This is a genomic window from Frigoribacterium sp. CFBP 8766, from assembly GCF_014841435.1.
GTDB lineage: Bacteria > Actinomycetota > Actinomycetes > Actinomycetales > Microbacteriaceae > Frigoribacterium.
In genome coordinates this window covers 102,778-123,928 of the sequence record NZ_JACYTX010000005.1, presented here as the reverse complement: position 1 = coordinate 123,928, position 21,151 = coordinate 102,778, and the positions used below count along the sequence as shown (strand labels likewise).

General features: G+C 72.8%; 13 protein-coding genes and 1 pseudogene. 7 read left to right on the top strand and 7 right to left on the bottom strand.

Features of this window, described 5'->3' with window-relative positions; translation table 11 throughout:
- Positions 1–10: 10 nt before the first annotated feature.
- Positions 11–1,471, bottom strand: a complete 1,461-nt coding sequence (gene purF / locus IFT90_RS14115) for an amidophosphoribosyltransferase (protein WP_192042861.1) — start codon at positions 1,469–1,471, stop codon at positions 11–13.
- Positions 1,472–1,542: 71 nt separating this feature from the next.
- On the opposite strand from purF, the gene purM reads away from it, so the two are divergent.
- From purM to IFT90_RS14095, 4 genes are all read left to right on the top strand, one after another.
- A complete protein-coding gene (gene purM / locus IFT90_RS14110) occupies positions 1,543–2,667 on the top strand; it encodes a phosphoribosylformylglycinamidine cyclo-ligase (protein ID WP_192042860.1) in 1,125 nt (374 codons plus the stop codon).
- 55 nt (positions 2,668–2,722) lie between these two features.
- Positions 2,723–4,141 carry an AAA family ATPase gene (locus IFT90_RS17145; RefSeq protein WP_371812324.1) on the top strand — a complete coding sequence of 473 codons (1,419 nt, stop codon included), beginning with the start codon at positions 2,723–2,725 and terminating at the stop codon, positions 4,139–4,141.
- A 13-nt stretch (positions 4,142–4,154) separates the two neighbouring features.
- Positions 4,155–5,783, top strand: a complete 1,629-nt coding sequence (locus IFT90_RS14100; protein WP_192042859.1) for a hypothetical protein — start codon at positions 4,155–4,157, stop codon at positions 5,781–5,783.
- A 75-nt stretch (positions 5,784–5,858) separates the two neighbouring features.
- The gene (locus IFT90_RS14095; RefSeq protein WP_123548770.1) at positions 5,859–6,044 is read left to right on the top strand and encodes a hypothetical protein; all 186 of its coding nucleotides are present in this window, start codon (positions 5,859–5,861) and stop codon (positions 6,042–6,044) included.
- 190 nt (positions 6,045–6,234) lie between these two features.
- Here the strand turns inward: IFT90_RS14095 and IFT90_RS14090 are convergent, their stop codons facing one another.
- The 5 genes from IFT90_RS14090 to IFT90_RS14070 all read right to left on the bottom strand — a co-directional run bounded on the left by IFT90_RS14090 (position 6,235) and on the right by IFT90_RS14070 (position 11,514).
- Positions 6,235–6,591 carry a VOC family protein gene (locus IFT90_RS14090; protein ID WP_192042858.1) on the bottom strand — a complete coding sequence of 119 codons (357 nt, stop codon included), beginning with the start codon at positions 6,589–6,591 and terminating at the stop codon, positions 6,235–6,237.
- A gap of 8 nt (positions 6,592–6,599) precedes the next feature.
- Complete coding sequence (locus IFT90_RS14085; protein WP_192042857.1) at positions 6,600–6,818, bottom strand: DUF3073 domain-containing protein; 219 nt, start codon at positions 6,816–6,818, stop codon at positions 6,600–6,602.
- Between the two features lie 117 nt (positions 6,819–6,935).
- Positions 6,936–8,093: an LCP family protein gene (locus IFT90_RS14080; protein ID WP_192042856.1), complete on the bottom strand. Its 1,158-nt coding sequence runs from the start codon at positions 8,091–8,093 to the stop codon at positions 6,936–6,938.
- 378 nt (positions 8,094–8,471) lie between these two features.
- Positions 8,472–10,745, bottom strand: a complete 2,274-nt coding sequence (locus IFT90_RS14075; RefSeq protein ID WP_244644984.1) for an amino acid permease — start codon at positions 10,743–10,745, stop codon at positions 8,472–8,474.
- A 100-nt stretch (positions 10,746–10,845) separates the two neighbouring features.
- A complete protein-coding gene (locus IFT90_RS14070; protein WP_192042854.1) occupies positions 10,846–11,514 on the bottom strand; it encodes a YitT family protein in 669 nt (222 codons plus the stop codon).
- A gap of 78 nt (positions 11,515–11,592) precedes the next feature.
- Here IFT90_RS14070 and IFT90_RS14065 point away from each other — a divergent pair, with 78 nt between their 5' ends.
- Complete coding sequence (locus tag IFT90_RS14065; RefSeq protein WP_192042853.1) at positions 11,593–13,077, top strand: PLP-dependent aminotransferase family protein; 1,485 nt, start codon at positions 11,593–11,595, stop codon at positions 13,075–13,077.
- Between the two features lie 115 nt (positions 13,078–13,192).
- Here IFT90_RS14065 and IFT90_RS14060 read toward each other — a convergent pair.
- Positions 13,193–14,879, bottom strand: a pseudogene (locus tag IFT90_RS14060) (ABC-F family ATP-binding cassette domain-containing protein).
- A gap of 258 nt (positions 14,880–15,137) precedes the next feature.
- On the opposite strand from IFT90_RS14060, the gene IFT90_RS14055 reads away from it, so the two are divergent.
- Both IFT90_RS14055 and IFT90_RS14050 read left to right on the top strand, forming a co-directional pair.
- Positions 15,138–18,299, top strand: a complete 3,162-nt coding sequence (locus tag IFT90_RS14055) for an efflux RND transporter permease subunit (protein ID WP_192042852.1) — start codon at positions 15,138–15,140, stop codon at positions 18,297–18,299.
- A 368-nt stretch (positions 18,300–18,667) separates the two neighbouring features.
- Positions 18,668–20,776, top strand: coding sequence for a DEAD/DEAH box helicase (locus IFT90_RS14050; protein WP_192042851.1), 2,109 nt, complete (start codon positions 18,668–18,670; stop codon positions 20,774–20,776).
- Positions 20,777–21,151 lie beyond the last annotated feature (375 nt).

Below are 21,151 nucleotides of genomic sequence, written 5' to 3'. Positions count from 1 at the left end.
CCAGGCCGGGTCAGCTGAGCTGGTTGGCCTCGACCCAGGCGAGGTACTCGGGGCTGACCGTGCCCGTCACGTAGTCGCCCGTGAAGCAGCTCATCTCGAGGTCGGTGACGTCGCTGCCCTCGATGATGGCGGCCTGCATGTCCGCCACCTCCTGGTAGATCAGGTGGTCGGCGCCGAGCTCGCGCGCGATCTCGGGGATCTTGCGATCGTGGGCGACCAGCTCGTGCCGCGACGGCATGTTGATGCCGTACACGTGCGGGTAGCGCACCGGAGGCGCGGCGGAGGTGAACGTGACCTCGTTCGCCCCGGCGGCGCGCGCCATCTCGACGATCTCGCGCGAGGTCGTGCCGCGGACGATCGAGTCGTCGACGATCAGGATGTTCTTGCCCTTGAACTCGCTCGACATGGCGTTGAGCTTCTGGCGCACCGATCGCTTGCGCTCGGCCTGCCCGGGCATGATGAACGTGCGCCCGACGTAGCGGTTCTTGTAGAAGCCCTCGCGGTACTCGATGCCGAGCTTCTGTGCGACCTGCATGGCCGCAGGCCGCGACGAGTCGGGGATCGGCATGACGACGTCGATGTCGCCGGTCGGCGCGTACTGGGCGATCGTGTCGGCCAGGCGGTCGCCGAGGCGGAGGCGGGCGTCGTAGACCGAGATGCCGTTCATGACGGAGTCGGGGCGCGCGAGGTAGACGTACTCGAACGAGCAGGGGATCAGCCGCGGCCGTGCGTGGCACTGCTTCGACACCATCTCGCCGTCGAGCGAGACGAAGACGGCCTCGCCGGGCGCGACGTCGCGGACGATCTCGTAGCCGCCCGACTCGAGCACGAGCGACTCGCTCGCGACGATCCACTCGTCGCGCTGCCCGTCGGCGGCCTTGCGGCGGCCGAGCACGAGCGGACGGATGCCGAACGGGTCGCGGAACGCGAGCAGCCCGTGGCCGGCGATCATCGCGATGGCCGCGTACGAGCCCTCGACGCGCTCGTGCACGCGGGCCACGGCGGCGAAGATCTGCTCGGGGTCGAGGTCGGTGCCGTTGACCTGCTCTTGCAGCTCGTGCGCGAGCACGTTGACGAGCAGCTCGGTGTCGCTGTTCGTGTTGAGGTGTCGACGGTCGACGTGGAACAGCTCGCTCGTGAGCTCGCGGGTGTTCGTCAGGTTGCCGTTGTGCACGAGCACGATGCCGTAGGGCGCGTTCACGTAGAACGGCTGCGCCTCCTGCTCGTTGGTCGCCGCGCCCTTGGTGGCGTAGCGCACGTGGCCGAGGCCCATCGTGCCGAGGAGGCCGCGCATGTCGCGGGTGCGGAAGCCCTCGCGGACCTGCCCCTTGGTCTTGTGCACGTGGAAGATGCCGCGCTCGGCGGTCGCGATGCCGGTCGAGTCCTGGCCGCGGTGCTGCAGCAGGAGGAGGGAGTCGTAGACGAGTTGATTAGCTGGCTCGTGCGCGACGAGACCGACGATGCCGCACATGCGGATCTGGCTCCAGACCGTAGAGTTGGGGTTACTGCGTCAGTCTAGAGCGACACCGAACGGATGAACGAATGGCGACTCCCGCTGCCCCCTCGACCAGCGCCTCCTACGCCGCGGCGGGGGTCGACACAGCCGCGGGCGACCGCGCGGTCGAGCTGATGAAGGCGGCGGTCAGCGCCACCCACGGGCCCGGTGTGGTCGGCGGCTTCGGCGGCTTCGCGGGCATGTTCGACGTGTCGTTCCTCAAGTCGTTCGAGCGTCCGCTGCTGGCCACCTCGACCGACGGCGTCGGCACCAAGGTCGCCATCGCGCAGGCCCTCGACAAGCACGACACCATCGGGCAGGACCTGGTCGGCATGGTCGTCGACGACATCGTCGTGGTCGGGGCGCGTCCGCTGATGATGACCGACTACATCGCCTGCGGCCGGGTCGTCCCGGCACGCATCGCCTCCATCGTCGAGGGCATCGCCCGAGCCTGCAGCGCCACGGGCACGGCCCTGGTCGGCGGCGAGACGGCGGAGCACCCCGGCCTGCTCGGCCCGGACGACTACGACGTCGCCGGCGCCGCGGTCGGCGCGGTCGAGGCCGGCCAGCAGCTCGGCTCGCACCTCGTCCGCGACGGCGACGTCGTGCTCGCCCTGGCGTCGTCCGGGCTGCACTCGAACGGCTTCTCGCTCGTCCGCCACGTCCTGCGGTCGGCCGACCTCGGCTACGAGGACACGCTCCCCGAGCTGTCGGGCACGATCGGCGAGGCCCTGCTCGAGCCGACCCGCCTCTACACGTCGCCGCTGCTGCGCGTGCTCGACGACCCGGCGCTCGCCGGGGCGGTCCACTCGCTCAGCCACGTCACCGGCGGCGGCATCGCGGCGAACCTCGCCCGCGTCCTCCCGTTCGGGTCGTCGACCGAGGTCGACCGGGGCACCTGGTCGCCCGACCCCGTCTTCCGCGTGCTGAGCGACCTCGCCGGCTCGACGCTCGAGTCGAGCGAGGGCACCTGGAACCTCGGCATCGGCATGATCGCCGTCGTCGACGCCGCCTCGGCCGACGCCGTGACCGCGGCCCTCGTCGCCGACGGCATCGCGACGTGGCAGGTCGGCACGGTCTCGACCGCGGCCCGCGACCTGACCGGGTTCGAGCAGGGCGCCAAGGGCGTCGACGGCGGGGCCGTGCGCCTGGTCGGCAGCTTCCGGGCCTAGTGGTCCGCCGCTGACCCGCGGCCTACGCTGGTGTCACACGACGAGGGGGGACACCGTGGCTGACGACGTCATCGCGCAGTACGAGGCCGAGGTGCAGGCCGATCCGGGGGCCGTGGGGCCGCGCCTGGCGCTGGCCGGTGCGCTCATCGCCACCGGCAGGGGAGCCGAGTCGTTCGGCCACCTGGGCAAGGTGCTCGAGCAGGTGCCCGGCCACCCGGCCGCACTCGCGCTGATCACGCAGGCGACCTCGTCCCTCGGGGCGGCCCCCGTCACGGAGGCGCCCGCCACGACCGCTGAGCAGGTCCCGTCCGCGTCGTCGTCGGGGGCACCGGCCGCCCCACGGCACGCGGCCGGTCCGCAGGGCGTCGCGGGCGCCCCGGGGCCCGGCGTCGACGGCACCGATGCCGACGCCTCCGATGCCGACGGCACCGATGCCGACGCCTCCGATGCCGACGGCACCGACGACGAGGACGAGGACGACGACGGCGTCGACTGGTCGCTCTTCGAGGAGCAGATCGGCGGCGTCGTGCCCGCGCCCTTCGTCACGACCGAGGACGGCGTCGTCTACACGACGGCCGAGGAGGACGTCGCCATCCTCAACCCGGGCGGCACGCGGGTGACGCTCGCCGACGTGGGCGGCCTCGACGAGGTCAAGAAGCGCCTCAACGACAGCTTCCTCGAGCCGATGAAGCACCCGGAGATCGCCGCCGCGTTCGGCAAGAGCCTGCGAGGGGGACTGCTGCTCTACGGTCCTCCCGGCTGCGGCAAGACCTTCATCGCCCGCGCCGTCGCGGGCGAGCTCGGCGCGCGGTTCCTCACCGTGAGCATGGCCGACATCCTCTCGTCGTTCATGGGCGAGAGCGAGAAGAACGTCCGGGCCATCTTCACGAAGGCCCGTGAGCTCTCGCCGACGGTGCTGTTCATCGACGAGCTCGACGCCGTCGCGGGCAAGCGGTCGAACCTGGGCGGCGCCGCCTGGCTCAAGTCGGTCGTGAACCAGCTGCTGCTCGAGTTCGACGGGGTCTCGACGCAGAACGAGGGCCTCTTCGTGCTCGCCGCGACCAACCACCCGTGGGACGTCGACGAGGCGTTCCTCCGGCCCGGCCGGTTCGACCGCACGCTGCTCGTGCTGCCCCCGGACGAGCCGGCCCGGGACGCGGTCCTGCGGCACCACCTCTCGAAGCGGCCCATCGCCGGGATCGACCTCGGCTGGGTGGTCGACCGGACGGAGGGCTTCAGCGGCGCGGACCTCGCCTTCATCTGCGACACCGCCGCCGAGATCGCCATGAACGAGTCGATCCGCAGCGGCCAGGTCGCGCCGATCGGCATGCCCCACGTGGTGGAGGCGATGAGGGGCGTCAAGTCGTCGACCACGCCGTGGCTCGAGTCGTCGCGCAACGTGGTCGAGTTCGCCAACGAGAGCGGTCGCTACGACGACCTGAAGGAGTACCTCCGCTCGCGGAAGATGCTGTGACCCAGGCCGCGCGGTGAGCGGCCCCGAGGGCCTCGACCCCGTCGAGAAGGCGGTGCGCGAGGCGCAGGTCGCGACCGTGACGAGCGGACCGGGGCGCGCCGTGGGCCTGCTGCGTGCGGCGCTCGCCGGAGCGCCCGGCGACCCGCGCCTCCTGCTGGCCCTGACCGACGCGCTCGCGGCGGACGGGTCGCTCGAGGAGGCGCAGGCGACGGCCCGTGAGGCGGTGGCCGTGCTGCCCGAGTCGGAGGAGCCCCTGGTGGCCCTCGCCCGCGTGCAGCTGAAGATGCCCGGGGGCGGCATCCGACGTGCGGCCGAGACGGCCCGGGTGGCACTGCGCCTCGCGCCGGACTCCACCCGGGCGCACCTGATCGTGGCGATGGCGGCGGGGTACGACGCGTCGGCCACGCGGGCGGACCGCGAGCGGGCGCGGCCGTCGGCGGAGGAGGCGCTCCGGCTCGCGCCCGACCTGCCCCTCGCCCACGTGGTCGCGGGCGTGCTCGACAGGCTCGACGACCCGGCGAACGCCGAGACCCACCTGCGCCGGGCCCTCGCCCTCGACCCCCACGAGCCGGAGGCCCTCACCCTGCTGGCCGGCCTCTCGACCACGGAGGAGGGCGCCGCCGCGGGGCTGCTGCGGTCGGCCGCGGCGCTGAGCCCGCTCGACGACCTCAGGCGGCTGCGGCTGGAGGCGACCGTGCTCCGGGTCGCCCACCGGGCGGCCGTCGTGGCGCCGATGGTGTCCACCGTGGCCCTGCTGGGAGCCGTGTGGCTTCCCGTCAGCCCCGGCATCCTGGGCTTGCTGGCGCCGTTGGTCTTCCTGGTGTGGGGCGCCCTTCGGACGCTGCGGAAGGTGCTGGCCGAGGTGCCGCGGTCGATGGTGAGGCGGGTGCTCTGGTCCGACCGCGGAGCTCGCCTCCAGACGATCGCGGACGTCGTGGCCCCTCTGGCCGCGGCGGCCGGCATCCTGGCGCTCGGCACGGGTGACGGCGAGGGGCTGCCGGGCGTGGCGCTGGTCCTCCTCGCGTCCGTGGCCTCCGCCGTCGGCGGCACCGTGCTGAACGAGCGCGTGGCGACGGCCGAGGAGGCGATCGTCGGAGACGACGAGGACGCCCAGGCGCGCCTGGGGGCAGCAGAGGTCGCGGCGGTGGCCGTGAGGGCCGGGCTCGTCGTCGTCGTCGTCGTGCTGTGGGCGGCGGGGCTCGTCACGAACCCGTTCGTCGCGTCCGCGGTGTGCCTGTCGCTCGCGGCCCCGCTGGCCGGCGCGCTGCTGATCGCGGTGCGTCACGGCGGCGGCTCGGCCTGGCTCCGACTGCTGTCGGCGGGGACCGTGATGCTCGCCCTCATGCTGGGCCTCGGCGGGCCCGTCGCCGAGCTGGTCTCCGGAGACGCCGCCGAGCGGCCGGGCGGGTTCACCTGGGTGGGGGTGCCGGGCGGGCCGGAGGAGCGCGACGCCCTGCGCCGACAGCAGCAGGAACGACGGGAGGAGCGCGAGCGGCAGGAGCAGGAGGGGGGCCCGGGGAGGCTGCCCGACTTCGGCTCGGAGCCCCCGCGCGCACCGACGGCGGTGCCGACCGTCGAGGTGCCCGACTTCACGTTCGACTGGCCGACGACAGGAGAGGGCGAGGCGCCGGTCGGGCCGTGAGGCGTATCCTGGGCAGACGCCCTCCGGGGCGCAGTCGACGACGATGTCGACACGGACGACGAAGGAGTCGACCAGATGACCACTCACACCCCCACCAGCCTCCCGGTCGCACGCGTCACCCGCGTGCCCCTCACCCCGGCTCCCCGGCGAGGCGTCTCGCCCGTGACCGGCGGCAAGCGCGTGGCGTTCCTCACCGCGGGCGGGCTCGTGCTCGTCGTCGCGATGGGGCTCATGCCCGTGCTGGGGCAGCTCGTCGGCTAGGGGACCGGGCCGGCGCCTCCTCGGCGCTGCGGCCGTCCTCGAGACGATGCGACGACGACGAACCGACGTGATCGATCGCGGAGGTTCGTCGTCGTCGCGTCGTGCTGCCGGTGCTCTTTGCCGGTGCTCTCGCGCGTCGCGCTGGGGCTCGCGCGGAGACGCCGCGCGGAGGCGGCGCGTGGGGCGGGCGCTAGGAGGTGCGGCGCGAGCCGAGCACGCAGAACTCGTTGCCCTCGGGGTCGGCGAGCACCACCCAGGAGGCGTCGGACTGGCCGACGTCGACGCGCACGGCACCGAGGGCCTCGAGCCGCACGACCTCGGCCGCCTGGTCGTCGGGACGGAAGTCGAGGTGCAGCCGGTCTTTGACGGTCTTGGGCTCGGGCACGCGCACGAACAGCAGCCCGGGGAGCGAGTCGGGGGTCGGCCGCAGCTCGGGCTCGTCGCCGGGCTCGCTGATGTCGACCCAGCCGAGCGCCTCGCGCCACCAGGCGGCGAGCGCATCAGGGTCGAGAGCGTCGACGACGACCTGTTCCCACTCGAGCGCCATGGTCGCGCCTAGGCGCTCTTGCTCTGGTGGTCGTCCGCGCCCTCGTCGAGGTCGGCGTCCACGTCGGAGTCGTCCTCGAAGTCGTCGGCCCACCGGTCGACGTACTCGTCGGAATCGCTCTTGGTCGCAAGCTCTTTTTCGAGCGCACCGTAGTTGGTGTCAGGGCTGAAGTACTTCAGCTCTCTGGCGACCTTGGTGTGCTTGGCTTTTTGACGGCCGCGCCCCATGCGTGACCCCCTCGTGAATTCGGCCCGGAAACGGTGTCGGACGAACCGGGAACTACCGACAGGTGACGTTGCAAAACTGCATCGATCTTAGCATGTGCCTCCAGCCCTGACGGCCTGTCACGGGCGGCCCCCACGGGCGTCGAGGAACGCTCGCACCTGGTCGTCGAGGAGGGCGTCGCGGAGCTCGGAGATCGCTGCGTCGTCGGGGAGGACGATGGACTGGCCGTCGGCCGAGGTGCCGGTGCCGGCGGTCGGGACGGTGAAGAAGTCGACGTCGTCGGGACGCAGGCCACGGAGGCCGGCCCCGAGCGCCACGAGGGTGCCGGCGTCGAGGTCGGCGTCGACCGTGACGTGCGGCGCGGTCGCGGCGAGGAAGCCGGTGACCCGCGTCGGGTCGGTGAGGGTCGCCCGGCTGACGAGGGTGCGGAGGACGCCTTCGAGGAACGCCTGCTGGTTCTCCACGCGCTGGAAGTCGGCGTCGGCGAACGCGCTGCGCTCGCGGACGAAGGCGAGAGCGGAGTCGCCCTCGAGGTGGTTGACGCCCTGCACGTACTCGTGGGCGGACCTGCGGTCGGACGCCGTGCTGCGGAACGCCTTCTCGCTCACCACGTCGACTCCGCCGAGCGCGGTCGTCATGTCGGCGAACCCGTCGAAGTCGATGATCGCCACGTGGTCGACGCGTGCGCCGAGCAGCTGCTCGACGGTCTGCACCGCGAGCGGGCTGCCGCCGCGCGCGAAGGCGGAGTTGACCTTGCCCTCGCCGCGGCCGGGGATCGGCACCCACAGGTCGCGCATGACCGACATCACCGAGGCGTGTTGCCGGTCGGCGTCGACGTGCAGCAGCATCATCGCGTCCGTGCGCTGGTCGGAGGGCGGCCCGTCGTCGAGCGTCGTCTCGTCGCCCCGGGAGTCGGAGCCCATCAGCAGCACGTTCACCGAGCCGTCGTCCGCGGGGGCGGGCCGGTCGGCGTCGGCGGGGAACGCGTCGCCGAGGCTCGTGGTCGCGTCGTCCCACGACGAGGCCAGGTGCAGCGCGAACCCGCCGGCGGCGACGCCTGCCACCACGAGCAGGGCGACGAGCGCGAGGCTGACCCCGATCAGGGCGCGGGCGGCACGCGAGCGGGGCCTGCGCCGGCCGCGGCGGCCGCGGCCCTCGTCGCGCTCGTCGCGCTCGTCGCGCTCGTCGCGCTCGCCGTCGGTTGAGGAGGCGGGTGAGGAGGAGGTGGTCGCGTCGTCGTCGCCGCGGCCCAGCCCGAGGGCAGAGAGGTCGTCCATGGTGGTGCTCCGGGATGCGTCGGCGGGTGCCCGCCCGGGTGGGCAGGCTCGCCCTCGTCTCCCGAGGGCCGATCCGACGATATCTCGCAGGTGATACATCAGTCCAGGATCGGCCGCCGATGTCGAGACGATGCCCAGGCGCCGCGGCCGCGGCCTCGTCGTGGGCGAGCAGCCAGGCGAGAAGGGACGCCGTAGGCGTGGGCCCACGCCTACGGCGTCCCTTCTCGCTGCAGTGCGTCGGGCCGGCCGTGGCCTCCCGGGCCGAGCCGGGCGCCGCCGGGCCGGGCGCCGCCGGGCCGGGCGCCGCCGGGCCGGGCGCCGCCGGCGCCCTGGGCCGGCGCCCGGGGCCGGCAGGCCGGGGCCGGCGCGGCCCGCGCGCTACTTCTTGCGGCGGGGGCCCGTGCCGTTGCGGGCCGCCGAGCGGGCGCGCCGGGCCGCGTCGCCACGGCGGGCGTTCCCCACGTTCTGGCCCTTGCCGGGGGCGCGCGGAGTCTGCTTCGGACCAGGGGCGTGGACCTCGCCCGAGGGGGCGGCGGTCGAGTCGGCACCGGGAGCGTCGCGCTCCGCGTCGACCACGAGGCCGCGGTGGACGGCACCGCCCTCGACGGCCGCGCCGGACCTGCCCGCCGGACCCGCGCCTCCTGCGGGCACCGACCCGGCCGACCCGGCCGACCCGGCCGGCCCGAGCGGGCGGCGCGGCAGGGGGCGGATGGGCTCACCGCGGCGGTCCTGGCCGGGGATCGGCCGCGACCGGCGGCCGTAGAGCATCTCGGACGAGTCGAGCAGCCACGGCACGAGCGAGATCGTCACGCCGTGCACGAGCATCAGCTTCTGGCGGATCCGGCGGCTCTTGTGGTTGTGGAGGGCCGCCTCCCACCAGTGGCCGACGATGTAGATGGGCGTGTAGATCGTCACGACCTCGGAGCCGTGCTCGGCCCGGTGCGCCTTGATGTACTTGATCAGCGGCATGCTGATGTCGCGGTAGGGCGACGCGACGATGCGGAGCGGCACCTCGATCTCCTGCTCGGCCCACTGCCGCTGCAGCAGCGCGGTGGCCTCGTCGTCGATGCCGACGTGGATCGCCTCGAGCGACTCGTGCCGGGCGGCGATGGCGTAGTCGAGCGCCTTGAGCACCGGCTTCTGCATGGTGCCGACGAGCACGATCGCGTGGTCGCCGTGCGAGCCGAACTGCGTCGTCGCGTCGGGCTCGATCTCGACCCGGACGTCGCGGTAGTAGCGGTTCACGCCGAGCATCAGCGTGAACAGGATCGGCATGATCACGAACACGAGCCACGCGCCGTGCGTGAACTTCGTCACGGTCACGACGATCAGCACGGAGGCGGTGAGCAGGGCCCCGAAGGCGTTGATGCCCCGGGCGCGGTAGACGGCTCCGCGGTCGGCGCAGCCCTCGCGCAGCATGCGGGTCCAGTGCACGACCATGCCGGTCTGACCGAGCGTGAACGACACGAAGACGCCGATGATGTAGAGCTGGATCAGCCCGGTGACGCTGGCCTGGTAGACGAGCAGGATCGCGCAGGCGACGAGCGCCAGGACGATGACGCCGTTCGAGTAGATGAGGCGGTCGCCGCGGGTGTTGAGCGCCTTGGGGGCGTACTGGTCGCGCGCCAGGATCGAGCCGAGCAGCGGGAACCCGTTGAACGCCGTGTTGGCGGCCAGCAGCAGCACCGCCGCCGTGCACGCCTGGATCAGGTAGAAGGGGATGCCGAACAGCGAGCCGCCGAACACGGCGCTGGCGATCTGGGCGATCAGGCTGCGCTGGGGGGTTCCCTCGCAGTCGACGAAGCCCTGCAGGTCGCAGGCGTCCTCGGCGTAGTGCACCTTCGCGATCAGGGCCACGGCGACCAGCCCGGCGAAGAGCACGATCGCGATGCTGCCCATCAGCACGAGGGTCTTCTGGGCGTTCTGCACCTTGGGCCGGCGGAACGCGGGCACGCCGTTGGCGATCGCCTCGACGCCGGTCAGGGCCGAGCAGCCGCTCGAGAAGGCCCTGAGCAGCAACAGGATGAACGCGGCCTGCGTCAGCTGGTCGGCCTGGACCGTGTACTCGGCGCTCTCGGCCACCGGCGGGTCGCCGAGGGCGGTGCGGACGAGCGCGATCACGATCATGACGAAAACGCTCGACACGAAGAGGTAGGTCGGCACGGCGAAGGCCTTGCTCGACTCGCGCACGCCGCGCAGGTTGACCGCGGCCAGGGCGATGACGAAGAAGATCGCCAGCTCGACCCGGACCGGTGCCAGCTCGGGCACGGCCGAGATGATGTTGTCCACGCCCGACGCGACCGAGACGGCGACCGTCATCACGTAGTCGACCAGCAGGGCGGAGGCCACGACGAGGCCGGCCTTCTCGCCGAGGTTGCGGTGGGCGACCTCGTAGTCGCCGCCTCCTGAGGGGTAGGCCTTGATCAGCTGGCGGTACGACGCCACGACGACGAGCAGCAGCACGACGACCGCGACCGCGACCCACGGCGCGAGCGTGAGGAACCCGAGCCCGCCGATCAGCAGGATCATCAGCAGCTCCTGCGGCGCGTAGGCCACCGAGCTCAGCGGGTCGCTGGCGAAGATCGGGAGGGCGAGGTGCTTCGGGAGCAGCTGGCCCTCGAGCTTCTCCGAGGGGAGGGGTTCACCGATCAGCCACCGCTTCGGCGACCTGGTGTCGTCAGTCACGAGCGGCGACTCTACTCCGCGCCGAGGGCCTGTCAACTCGCGGCGGGGACGGGGCATTCCCGATTCGTCAGGCGGCCGTCGAGGTGGTCGTCGGCACCGGGCCGGTGGGCGTGCCGGAGGCGGTGGTCGAGTCGGTCGAGGGTTCGGCTACACGTGTCGCACGAGGCGCGAAGAGCGGCAGCGCGAAGGCGACCATCGGCCCGATCAGGACGGCCTCGAGCGCCGTGCCGACGCCGACCTGGCCGCCCAGCAGCCAGCCGATCGCGAGAACCGTCACCTCGATCGCGGTGCGGGCCACCCCGACCCGGACCCCGAACCGGCGATGCAGGCCGAGCATCAGGCCGTCGCGCGGACCGGGCCCGAACGCCGCGCCGATGTAGAGGCCGCTCGCGGCGGCGAGCAACAGCAGGCCGAGCGCGAAGGTCAGGCCCTGCGCCCACCACACCGTCTGCTGCGGCAGCACGTGCAGGCCGAGGTCGGCGAAGGGCCCGACGAGCAGCGCGTTGGCGATCGTGCCGAAGCGCGGCCTCTGACGCAGCGGGATCCAGAGCAGCAGCACGAGGACGCTCGTGAGGAACACGACGAGGCCGAAGCCGAGGCCGGTCTGCCGCACGATGCCCTGCGTCAGCACGTCCCACGGGGCGACCCCGATGCCGGCGCGCACCATCAGCGCGATGGCGACGCCGTAGAGGAAGAGGCCGACGAAGAGCTGCAGGAGGCGGCGGGTGAGGAGCATGGACCGATCCAATCGGGCGAGAGGCCTGGTAGCAAGAGTCCAATCGGCCTAGTGTGGCTGCATGAGAGCTGTCGTCGCATGAGCATCGTCACGAGCGGACCGGCCGTGTCGTCGCGGGCGCTGGGGGTGCTGCTGGACTCGTGGCGCGCCTCCTCGTCGCCCGGCTACGCCGCGCTCGCCGACCGCATCCGCCTGCTCGTGCTCGACGGCCGGCTCTCCGTGGGCACGCGCCTGCCGAGCGAGCGCGACCTCGCGACGCACCTCGGGGTCAGCCGCACGACCGTCGCCGCGGCGTACGCCGCGCTGCGCGACGCCGGCCACGTCACGAGCCTGCGGGGGAGCGGCAGCGTCGTGCGGCTGCCCGACCAGGCGCGGGTCCGGTCGACACGGCCCGCCGCCGAGGGCGACGTGCTCGACTTCACCAAGGCGGCCATGCCCGCCGTCGACGGCATCGCGGAGGCGGCGCAGCGGGCTGCGGGACGCCTCGGCGCGTACCTGTCCGAGCCCGGCTACGACACCGTCGGTCGTCCGGTGCTGCGCGAGGCGATCGCGGCCCGCTACCGCGCCCGTGGCCTCGAGACGAGCGCCGACCAGATCGTCGTCACCCTCGGCGCCCAGCACGCCATCGCCCTGCTGGCCCGGGTGCTCGTCGGGCGGGGGGACCGCGCGGTCGTCGAGACCCCCGGCTACCCGCACGCGTTCGAGGCGCTGCGGGCCGCGGGCGCCCGGCTCGCGCCCGTCAGCGTGACCGTCGAGGACGGGTGGGACGAGTCGGCGCTGCTGCAGACGCTGCGGCGCACGAGCCCGCCCGTCGCCTACCTCATGCCCGACTTCCACAACCCGACCGGGGCGACGATGCCCGAGGCGCAGCGGGTGCGCGTGCTCGAGGCCGCCGCGGACGAGGGGACGATCGTGATCGCCGACGAGACGATGGCCGAGCTCGTCGTCGGGGGGCCGCGGGGCGCCTCCCCCGCCGGTGCCGGCGCTGGTGGCGGTGCTGGTGCTCGGCCGCTGCCGATGGCGGCCTACGGGCCCGCCGTCACGATCGGCTCGGTCGGCAAGTCGCTCTGGGGCGGGCTGCGGATCGGCTGGATCCGGGCCGAGCGGCCCCTCGTCGAGCGCCTCGTGCGCGCGCGCTCGGCCGGCGATCTCGGCACCCCCGTGCTCGAGCAGCTGATCGTCGCCGACCTGCTCGGCGACATGGACGGCGTGCTGGAGGCGCGCTCCCGGCAGCTGAGGCACGGTCGCGACCGGCTCGTCGCCGGCCTCCGCAGCGCGTTCCCCGGGTGGAGCGTGCCGTCGCCGGCCGGCGGCCTCACCACGTGGGTGGGCCTCGGCGCACCGGTCAGCTCGCAGCTCGTGCTCGCCGCCCGCCGGCACGGGCTGCTGCTCGCGGCCGGGCCGATGTTCGGCGTCGACGGAGCGTTCGAGCGGTTCCTGCGGGTGCCGTACTCGTACCCGGACGACGAGACCGACCGCGCACTCGCGGCGCTCGCCGCCGCCTGGGACGGCATCGACGGGGTGCAGGCGCCCCGCGGGGCCCTGATGGCCGAGGTCGTCTAGCCCGTCCCGTCGGCGCGTCGCGGCTGCGCACCACACCCCACATCCGGCACTAAACCCCTGGAATAGAGGGTGTGGTGCGGTTTCAGGGGTGTGGCTCGACCGGCGGCCGGCCCGCTCAGCGGGCCCGCTGCACCCGCTTCTCGTCCCAGACCGGGCCGGGCGCCTCGTAGACGTCGCCGTCGCTGCCGAACACGAGGAACCGGTCGAACGACCGGGCGAACCAGCGGTCGTGGGTGACGGCCATGACCGTTCCCTCGAACCGGTCCAGCGCCTCCTCGAGTGCCTCGGCCGAGACGATGTCGAGGTTGTCGGTGGGCTCGTCGAGCAACAGGAGGGTCGCGCCGCTCAGCTCGAGCAGCAGGATCTGCAGACGGGCCTGCTGCCCGCCGCTGAGCGACTCGAAGACCTGCTCGGCCGACCCCACCAGCCCGTAGCGGTCGAGGGCGCGGCTGGCGGCCTCGCGACCGAGGCCCCGGCGCTCGTCGTCGCCCTCGTGCACGATCTCGAGCAGGGTGCGCCCGATCATCGCCGGGTGCTCGTGCGCCTGCGCGAACCAGCCGGGCACGACGCGGGCGCCGAGGACGGCCCGGCCGGTGTGCGGCACGGGGGCGAGCATGCCGCCCACGGTCGTCACGTGGGCGTCGCGCGGGTCGGGATCGGTGCCTCCGCGTGCCAGCAGCCGCAGGAAGTGCGACTTGCCCGACCCGTTCGAGCCGAGCACGGCGATCCGCTCGCCGAACCACAGCTCGGCGTCGAACGGCGCCATGAGCCCGGTCAGCTCGAGCTGCTCGCAGACCACCACCCGCTTGCCGGTGCGCGAGCCGGTCAGGCGCATGTTCAGGTCCTGCTCGGGCGGGCGCTCCTGGGGAGGACCGGCGAGCTCGAACTTGTGCAGACGCGTCAGGGCGGCCTGGTAGCGCGACGCCATGCTGTCCATCGCGGTCGCCTTGACCTTGAGGTTGCGCACCAGGGTCAGGAGCTTCTCGTGCTGCTCGTCCCACCGGCGGCGGAGCTCGTCGAGGCGGTCCATCCGATCGGCCCGGGCCTGGTGGTAGGTGCGGAACGAGCCGCCGTGGGTCCAGGCCGTGTTGCCGGCCGCCCCGGTCTCGATCGTGACCACCCGGTCGGCGACGCGGCCGAGCAGCTCGCGGTCGTGGCTGACCAGCAGGACCGTCTTGGGGGTCGCGACCAGCGCCTCCTCGAGCCAGCGCTTGCCGGGGACGTCGAGGTAGTTGTCCGGCTCGTCGAGCAGCAGCACCTGCTCGGGCCCGCGGAGCAGCGCCTCGAGCACGAGCCGCTTCTGCTCGCCGCCGCTGAGGGTCGACACCTGCCGCCAGCGAGCGCGCTCCCAGGGCACGCCGAGGGAGGCGGTGGTGCAGGTGTCCCAGAGGGTCTCGACCTCGTAGCCCCCGGCGTCCGCGTAGTCGGAGAGCGCCGTGGCGTACGCCATCTGCGTCTCGGTGACGTCGTCCTCGACCAGGGCGAGCTCGGCCGCGTCGAGGGCGCGCGCGGCGTCGCGGACGGCCGGCGGCGCGATGCCGACGAGGAGGTCGTGCACGGTGCTGTCGTCACGGACGTGGCCGATGAACTGGTCCATCACCCCCAGGCCGCCGTCGATGCTGATCGCGCCCTCGTCGGCTCGGAGCTCGCCGCGCACCATCCGCAGCAGGGTCGACTTGCCGACCCCGTTCGCCCCGATCAGCCGCGTTCTGGCCCTCGCCGACGCGGAACGACACCTCGTCGAGCAGCGGCCTGCCGTCGGCGAGTGCGTAGGAGACGCGGTTGACGTCGATGTAGCCCATGGGAGGTCTCTCTGTGGGGGTGGCGGTCGTGGCGGCGCGGTACGGACGCGGTCGTCCGGCTGCGCGTGCAGATGCCACCGCAGAGTGGGCAGCCGAGCAGGCTATCGGCTCGTCCACCGTCGTGTCGACCGCACCACCTCTGCACAGCGTGTAAGAAAGCGCCGCCAGTTCCCAGAGAGGCTGGCGACAATGGAGGTGCGGTGCAGGTCGTGACCGTCGCCTCCCCCGTTCTCCCCTCCCTCTCACCACCGGAGCCTCGTGCATCTTCTGTCCGTCTTCAGCCTGCGCAACCGCGCGCTGATCGCCCTCGTCACCATCGTCGTCGCCGTCTTCGGCGGCATCGCGCTGACGTCGCTCAAGCAGGAGCTCGCGCCCAACGTGCAGTTCCCGCAGATCGCGATCGTCAGCTCGTACCCCGGCGCGACGCCCGAGGTGGTCAACGACGACGTCTCGACGCCGATCGAGCAGGCGGTGCAGATCATCCCAGGGCTCGAGGGCACCACCGCGACGTCGAGCACGTCGCAGAGCACCGTCTCGGCCGAGTTCACCTACGGCACCGACCTCGGCGCGGCCGAGCAGAAGATCCAGTCGGCGATCAACCGGCTGACGTTGCCCGACAGCGTCGACACCCAGGTGGTCACCGGCAGCCTCGACGACCTGCCCATCGTCCAGATCGCGGTCACCGGCTACTCGGCCGACGACACCCAGGCGCTCGTCGACCGGCTCACGAACACGACCGTGCCCGACCTGCAGAAGCTCGACGGCGTGCGCGAGGCCTCGATCTACGGCGACGCCGGCCAGCGCGTCGTCATCACGCCCGACAGCACGGCGCTCGCCGCGGCGGGCCTCACCACGCAGTCCTTCCAGGACGCGCTCGACGCGAACGGCACGCTCATCCCCGGCGGCACCCTCACCGAGAACGGCCAGACCCTCTCGATCCAGGCCGGCCAGCGCCTCACGAGCACCGACGAGGTCGCGGCCCTGCCGCTGCTCGGCGGCACCTCGGCGGTCACGATCGACGACGTCGCCGACGTGGCCCTCAGCGGCGCGCCCGTCACCTCGATCAGCCGCGTCGACGGCCAGGACGCCCTCACGATCGCGGTCACCAAGACGCTCGACGCCAACACGGTCGACGTGTCGACCACGGTGCAGGACGCCCTGCCGTCGCTCGCCGCCGACCTCGGCTCCGACGTCGACCTGTCGATCGTCTTCGACCAGGCGCCGTTCATCCAGCAGTCGATCGACGCGCTGGCGGAGGAGGGGCTGCTCGGGCTCGTCTTCGCCGTGATCGTCATCCTCGTGTTCCTGCTGTCGGTGCGCTCGACGATCGTCACCGCGATCAGCATCCCGACGAGCGTGCTCATCACCTTCATCGGCCTGCAGGCCGCGGGCTACACGCTCAACATCCTGACGCTGGGCGCGCTCACCATCGCCATCGGGCGGGTGGTCGACGACTCGATCGTCGTCATCGAGAACATCAAGAGGCACCTCGCAGGAGGCGACGGCCGCGTCGCGTCGATCACCACCGCCGTCCGCGAGGTCGCGGGCGCCGTCACGGCGTCGACCGTCACGACCGTCGTCGTGTTCCTGCCGCTCGCCTTCGTCGGCAACATCACCGGCGAGCTGTTCCGGCCCTTCGCGCTGACGGTGACGATCGCCCTGCTCGCGTCGCTGTTCGTCTCGCTGACGATCGTGCCGGTGCTCGCGTACTGGTTCCTGCGGGCGCCGAAGGTGCACAAGCACGCGCCGGGTGCCGCGGGAGAGCAGGCCCAGGAGCGCCTCACGACCGCCGCGTCCGACCCGACCGACCCGGCGCCGCTCGACCGGCTGCGCCGCGTCTACGTGCCGGTGCTGCGCGGCACGCTCCGCCACCCCGTCGTGACGCTGCTGGTCGCCGTGCTCGTGCTCGGCGGCACTGCGGCGGCCATCCCGCTGATGAAGACGAACTTCCTCGGGGCGAGCGGGCAGAACACGTTCACCGTCACGCAGACCCTCGCGCCCGCCTCCAGCCTGCAGGTGCTCTCGGACGCCGCCTCGAAGGTCGAGACGGAGCTCGACGGCGTCGACGGCATCGAGACGGTGCAGCTCACGATCGGCTCGAGCGGCACCTCCATCGCCAGCTTCTTCGGCGGCACCGGCGACAGCACCGTCACCTACTCGATCACCACGAACGAGGACGCCGACCAGGACGCGCTCCAGGCCGAGGTGCGCTCGCGCCTCGACGACGTGGCCGACGCGGGCGACATCGAGCTGACCGCGTCGAGCGGCTTCGGCACGAGCAACGACATCACCGTCGACGTGACCGCGCCCGACCCCGACACCCTGCAGACCGCGACCGAGACCGTGCTCACCGCGGTCGGCGACCTGCCGGGGACGGCCGAGGCCGGGTCGAACCTGCAGGCCGCTCAGCCCGTCATCGGCGTCGTCGTCGACCGCGACGCGGCGGCCGACATCGGCCTCAGCGAGGTCGCCGTCGGCGGCATCGTCTCGCAGGCCGTGCAGCCGTTCCGGGTGGGCTCGCTCGAGATCGAGAACAGCTCGGTCGACATCTACACCGTCGACCCGACGCCGCCCGCGACCCTCGACGAGCTCCGCGCGCTGGAGCTGCCGAGCGCGACCGGGCCCGTGCGCCTCGACTCGATCGCCACGGTCGAGCAGACGAACGGCCCCACCTCGGTCACCACGACCGACGCCGTCCGGAGCGCCACCGTCACCGTGACCCCGTCGAGCGACGACCTGTCGAGCGCCGGCACCGAGGTCGACGACGCGATCGCCGGGCTCGACCTGCCCGCCGGGGCGGACGCCGTCGTCGGCGGCGCTGTGGCCGACCAGTCGAACGCGTTCTCGCAGCTGTTCCTCGCGGTGCTCATCGCGATCCTCATCGTGTACATCGTCATGGTGGCGACGTTCCGCAGCCTGCTGCAGCCGCTCCTCCTGCTGGTGTCGATCCCGTTCGCGGCGACCGGCGCGATCCTGCTGCAGCTCGCCTCCGGCATCCCGCTCGGCGTCGCGTCGCTGATCGGGGTGCTCATGCTCGTCGGCATCGTGGTCACCAACGCGATCGTGCTGATCGACCTCGTGAACCAGTACCGGACCCGGGGTCTGCGGGTGCGCGAGGCGCTGCTCGAGGGAGCGTCGCGCAGGCTGCGGCCCATCCTGATGACGGCGACCGCGACGATCTTCGCCCTGACCCCGATGGCGCTCGGCATCACCGGCCACGGCGGGTTCATCTCGCAGCCGCTGGCTGTCGTCGTGATCGGCGGGCTCGTGTCGTCGACCGTGCTGACGCTGGTCGTGCTGCCGGTGCTCTACTCGCTGTACGAGGGGTGGCGGGAGCGGCGGGCGGACCGTCGCGACGGCGTCTCGGCCGGGGCGTCGGATGACATCTCGGCTGGAGCGTCGGCCGACACCTCGGTCTAGCGACGCGAGAACGACGAACCTCCGCGGGACATCGCGGAGGTTCGTCGTCTCCGCGTCGGCACGGCGCCGCGGGGATTCCCGTCGAGCCGGGTGGGGCGCGAGCCGAGAGGCGGGGGTTCTGTTCCGGGGGAGGGTCGGGTATCGTTGGTGGGTCGGCTCAAGACCGCGCGCCTGTGGCGCGCACGTCCTGCGGCGTCGCTCCCCGGACAACCACCGGAGGCGACGAGCGGGACACATGAGGGTTTGTACGTCTTGTGGGCCGGATTCACGACGGATCTCGTCGGGATGAATTCACGTATGTGAACGGTCCTGGTCAATGGCTGCCCGGGTATTTCTTCGCGTCATCGCACAAGCCCGGAAAGAACACCATGCCCCCCTACGACAAGACTCCTTCACGCTCGCGAGGCACCGACCCGCACCGCAAGCCGGGCTCCAAGAGCTCCTCGCACCGCGGCCACCGCCCCGACGAGGCCGGCGCCCCCGAGCGCAAGAACCGCTGGAACTCCGACGCCCGCGCCGAGCGCCGCGGCGAGGCCCCCCGCAGCGGCAGCAGCCGCCCCAACTGGGAGCCGCGCGAGAAGACCTCGAACAGCCGCTTCGCCCCCCGCGACCACGACGCCCGCAACGCCGAGCGCGGCCGCGACGGAGGTGCCCCCCGCTATGGCCGGGACGGCGGCAAGGAGGCGGCCCGCGCCGGACGCGACGGACGTCCCGCCCGCAGCTGGGACCGCGATGCTCGTCCGGCCCGCGACAACGGCGGCCGTGACGACCGCGGCGGCCGTCCGTACGGCCGCGACGACCGCGACGCCCGTCCTGCACGCGACGATCGCGCGCCCCGTTCGTACGACCGCAACGAGCGACCCGCCCGCGGCTATGACCGCGACGACCGAGCTCCCCGCCGCGACGACCGCAACGAGCGTCCCGCTCGCCGCGACGACCGCGCGCCCAAGAACTACACGCCGGCCGGGCGCCCGCCCCGCGACGACCAGCCGGCCCGTTCGTTCGGTGACCGTCCCGAGCGCGGCGGACGCACCTCCGGCGGCTCGTACGACCGCGACGCTCGTGGCGGCCGCGACGACCGCGCGCCCCGCAGCTTCGACCGCGACGCCCGTGGCGGCCGCGACGATCGCGCCCCCCGCAGCTTCGACCGCGGCGACCGCGGCCCCGGCGCAGCCGAGCGCAACGACCGATCCGACTTCTACCCGAAGCGCGACCAGGGCATGCACTACTCGCCCGAGGACGACGTCAAGCTCGAGAAGCTCCAGGCGGAGGTGCTCACGGCGCAGGACGTCGAGGGCGTCAGCTTCGGCGACCTGGGCCTCGGCGACAACATCGAGCGCCAGCTGGCCTCGATGGGCGCCGCGGCTCCGTTCGCGATCCAGGCCGCGACGATCCCCGACGTGCTCGCGGGTCGTGACGTCCTCGGCCGTGGTCGCACCGGCTCCGGCAAGACCATCGCCTTCGGCGCCCCGCTCGTCGAGAAGCTGATGGAGAACAACGGCGCGAAGAACCGCAAGATGGGCCGTCGGCCCCGTGCGCTGATCCTCGCCCCGACGCGCGAGCTCGCGATGCAGATCGACCGCACCGTGCAGCCGATCGCCCGCTCGGTCGGCCTGTTCACCACGCAGGTCTACGGAGGCGTGCCCCAGGCCCGCCAGGTCGGCGCGCTGAACCGCGGCGTCGACATCGTGATCGGCACCCCGGGACGCATCGAGGACCTGATCGACCAGGGCCGACTCGATCTCAGCGAGGTCGTCATCACGGTGCTCGACGAGGCCGACCACATGTGCGACCTCGGGTTCCTCGAGCCCGTGCAGCGCATCATCCGCGAGACCGCGCAGGTCAAGCCGAACGGCGACCGGGCCCAGAAGCTGCTCTTCAGCGCGACCCTCGACAAGGGCGTGGCGAAGCTCGTCGACGAGTTCCTCGTCAAGCCCGCCGTGCACGAGGTCGCCGGCGAGGACCAGGCCAGCTCGACGATCGACCACCGTGTGCTCGTCATCGAGCAGCGCGACAAGACGGCCGTCATCGAGCAGCTCGCGTCGGGCCCCGGCAAGACGCTCGTCTTCGCGCGCACCCGTGCGTTCGCCGAGCAGCTGACCGACCAGCTCGAGGACGCGGGCATCCGCGCCACCAGCCTGCACGGCGACCTGAACCAGGCCCGCCGCACGCGCAACCTCGGCCTGCTCACCAGCGGCAAGGTCAACGTGCTCGTCGCGACCGACGTCGCCGCCCGCGGCATCCACGTCGACGACATCGAGCTCGTCGTCCAGGCCGACATGCCCGACGAGTACAAGACGTACCTGCACCGCTCGGGCCGCACCGGCCGTGCCGGCAAGGAGGGCACCGTCGTCACGCTGATCACGCGCCCCCGTCGCCGCCGCATGGAGGAGCTGCTCGACCGTGCCGAGATCGAGGCCGAGATGATCGACGCCCGCTCGGGCGACGCCCTCGTCGACCAGCTGGCCGGCGTCTAGGCCTCACCGCACCTCCGTCGGTGCCCTGACGGGCGCTGGGCGACGTGAGAGCGACGAATCTCCGGGGAACATCACGGAGGTTCGTCGCTCTCGCGTCGGCAGGCGGCGCCGATGCGGCGCGGCGCGAAACGCATCCGCACCCGCGGAGCCGCGCACCCGCGGAGCCGCGCACCCGCGGAGCCGCGCACCCGCGGAGCCGCGCAGCCGCGGAGCCGCGGACCCGCGGGCCCGCGGAGCCGCGCATCCGGACCCGCGGAGCCGCGCACCCGCGGAACCCGCGGGGACCCTTCGGTGCGCTCGAGGGTGCGCGCGGGGTCGCCGGGTGCAGGCGCGTCGCACCACGCCCGCGCCTGCGGCTGCGGCTGCGGCTTAGGC

Coding starts and splice junctions, on each gene's coding strand:
- purF (WP_192042861.1), bottom strand. CDS start 1,471: ATGTGCGGCATCGTCGGTCTCGTCGCGCACGAGCCAGCTAATCAACTC.
- purM (WP_192042860.1), top strand. CDS start 1,543: ATGGCGACTCCCGCTGCCCCCTCGACCAGCGCCTCCTACGCCGCGGCG.
- IFT90_RS14095 (WP_123548770.1), top strand. CDS start 5,859: ATGACCACTCACACCCCCACCAGCCTCCCGGTCGCACGCGTCACCCGC.
- IFT90_RS14090 (WP_192042858.1), bottom strand. CDS start 6,591: ATGGCGCTCGAGTGGGAACAGGTCGTCGTCGACGCTCTCGACCCTGAT.
- IFT90_RS14085 (WP_192042857.1), bottom strand. CDS start 6,818: ATGGGGCGCGGCCGTCAAAAAGCCAAGCACACCAAGGTCGCCAGAGAG.
- IFT90_RS14080 (WP_192042856.1), bottom strand. CDS start 8,093: ATGGACGACCTCTCTGCCCTCGGGCTGGGCCGCGGCGACGACGACGCG.
- IFT90_RS14070 (WP_192042854.1), bottom strand. CDS start 11,514: ATGCTCCTCACCCGCCGCCTCCTGCAGCTCTTCGTCGGCCTCTTCCTC.
- IFT90_RS14065 (WP_192042853.1), top strand. CDS start 11,593: ATGAGCATCGTCACGAGCGGACCGGCCGTGTCGTCGCGGGCGCTGGGG.
- IFT90_RS14050 (WP_192042851.1), top strand. CDS start 18,668: ATGCCCCCCTACGACAAGACTCCTTCACGCTCGCGAGGCACCGACCCG.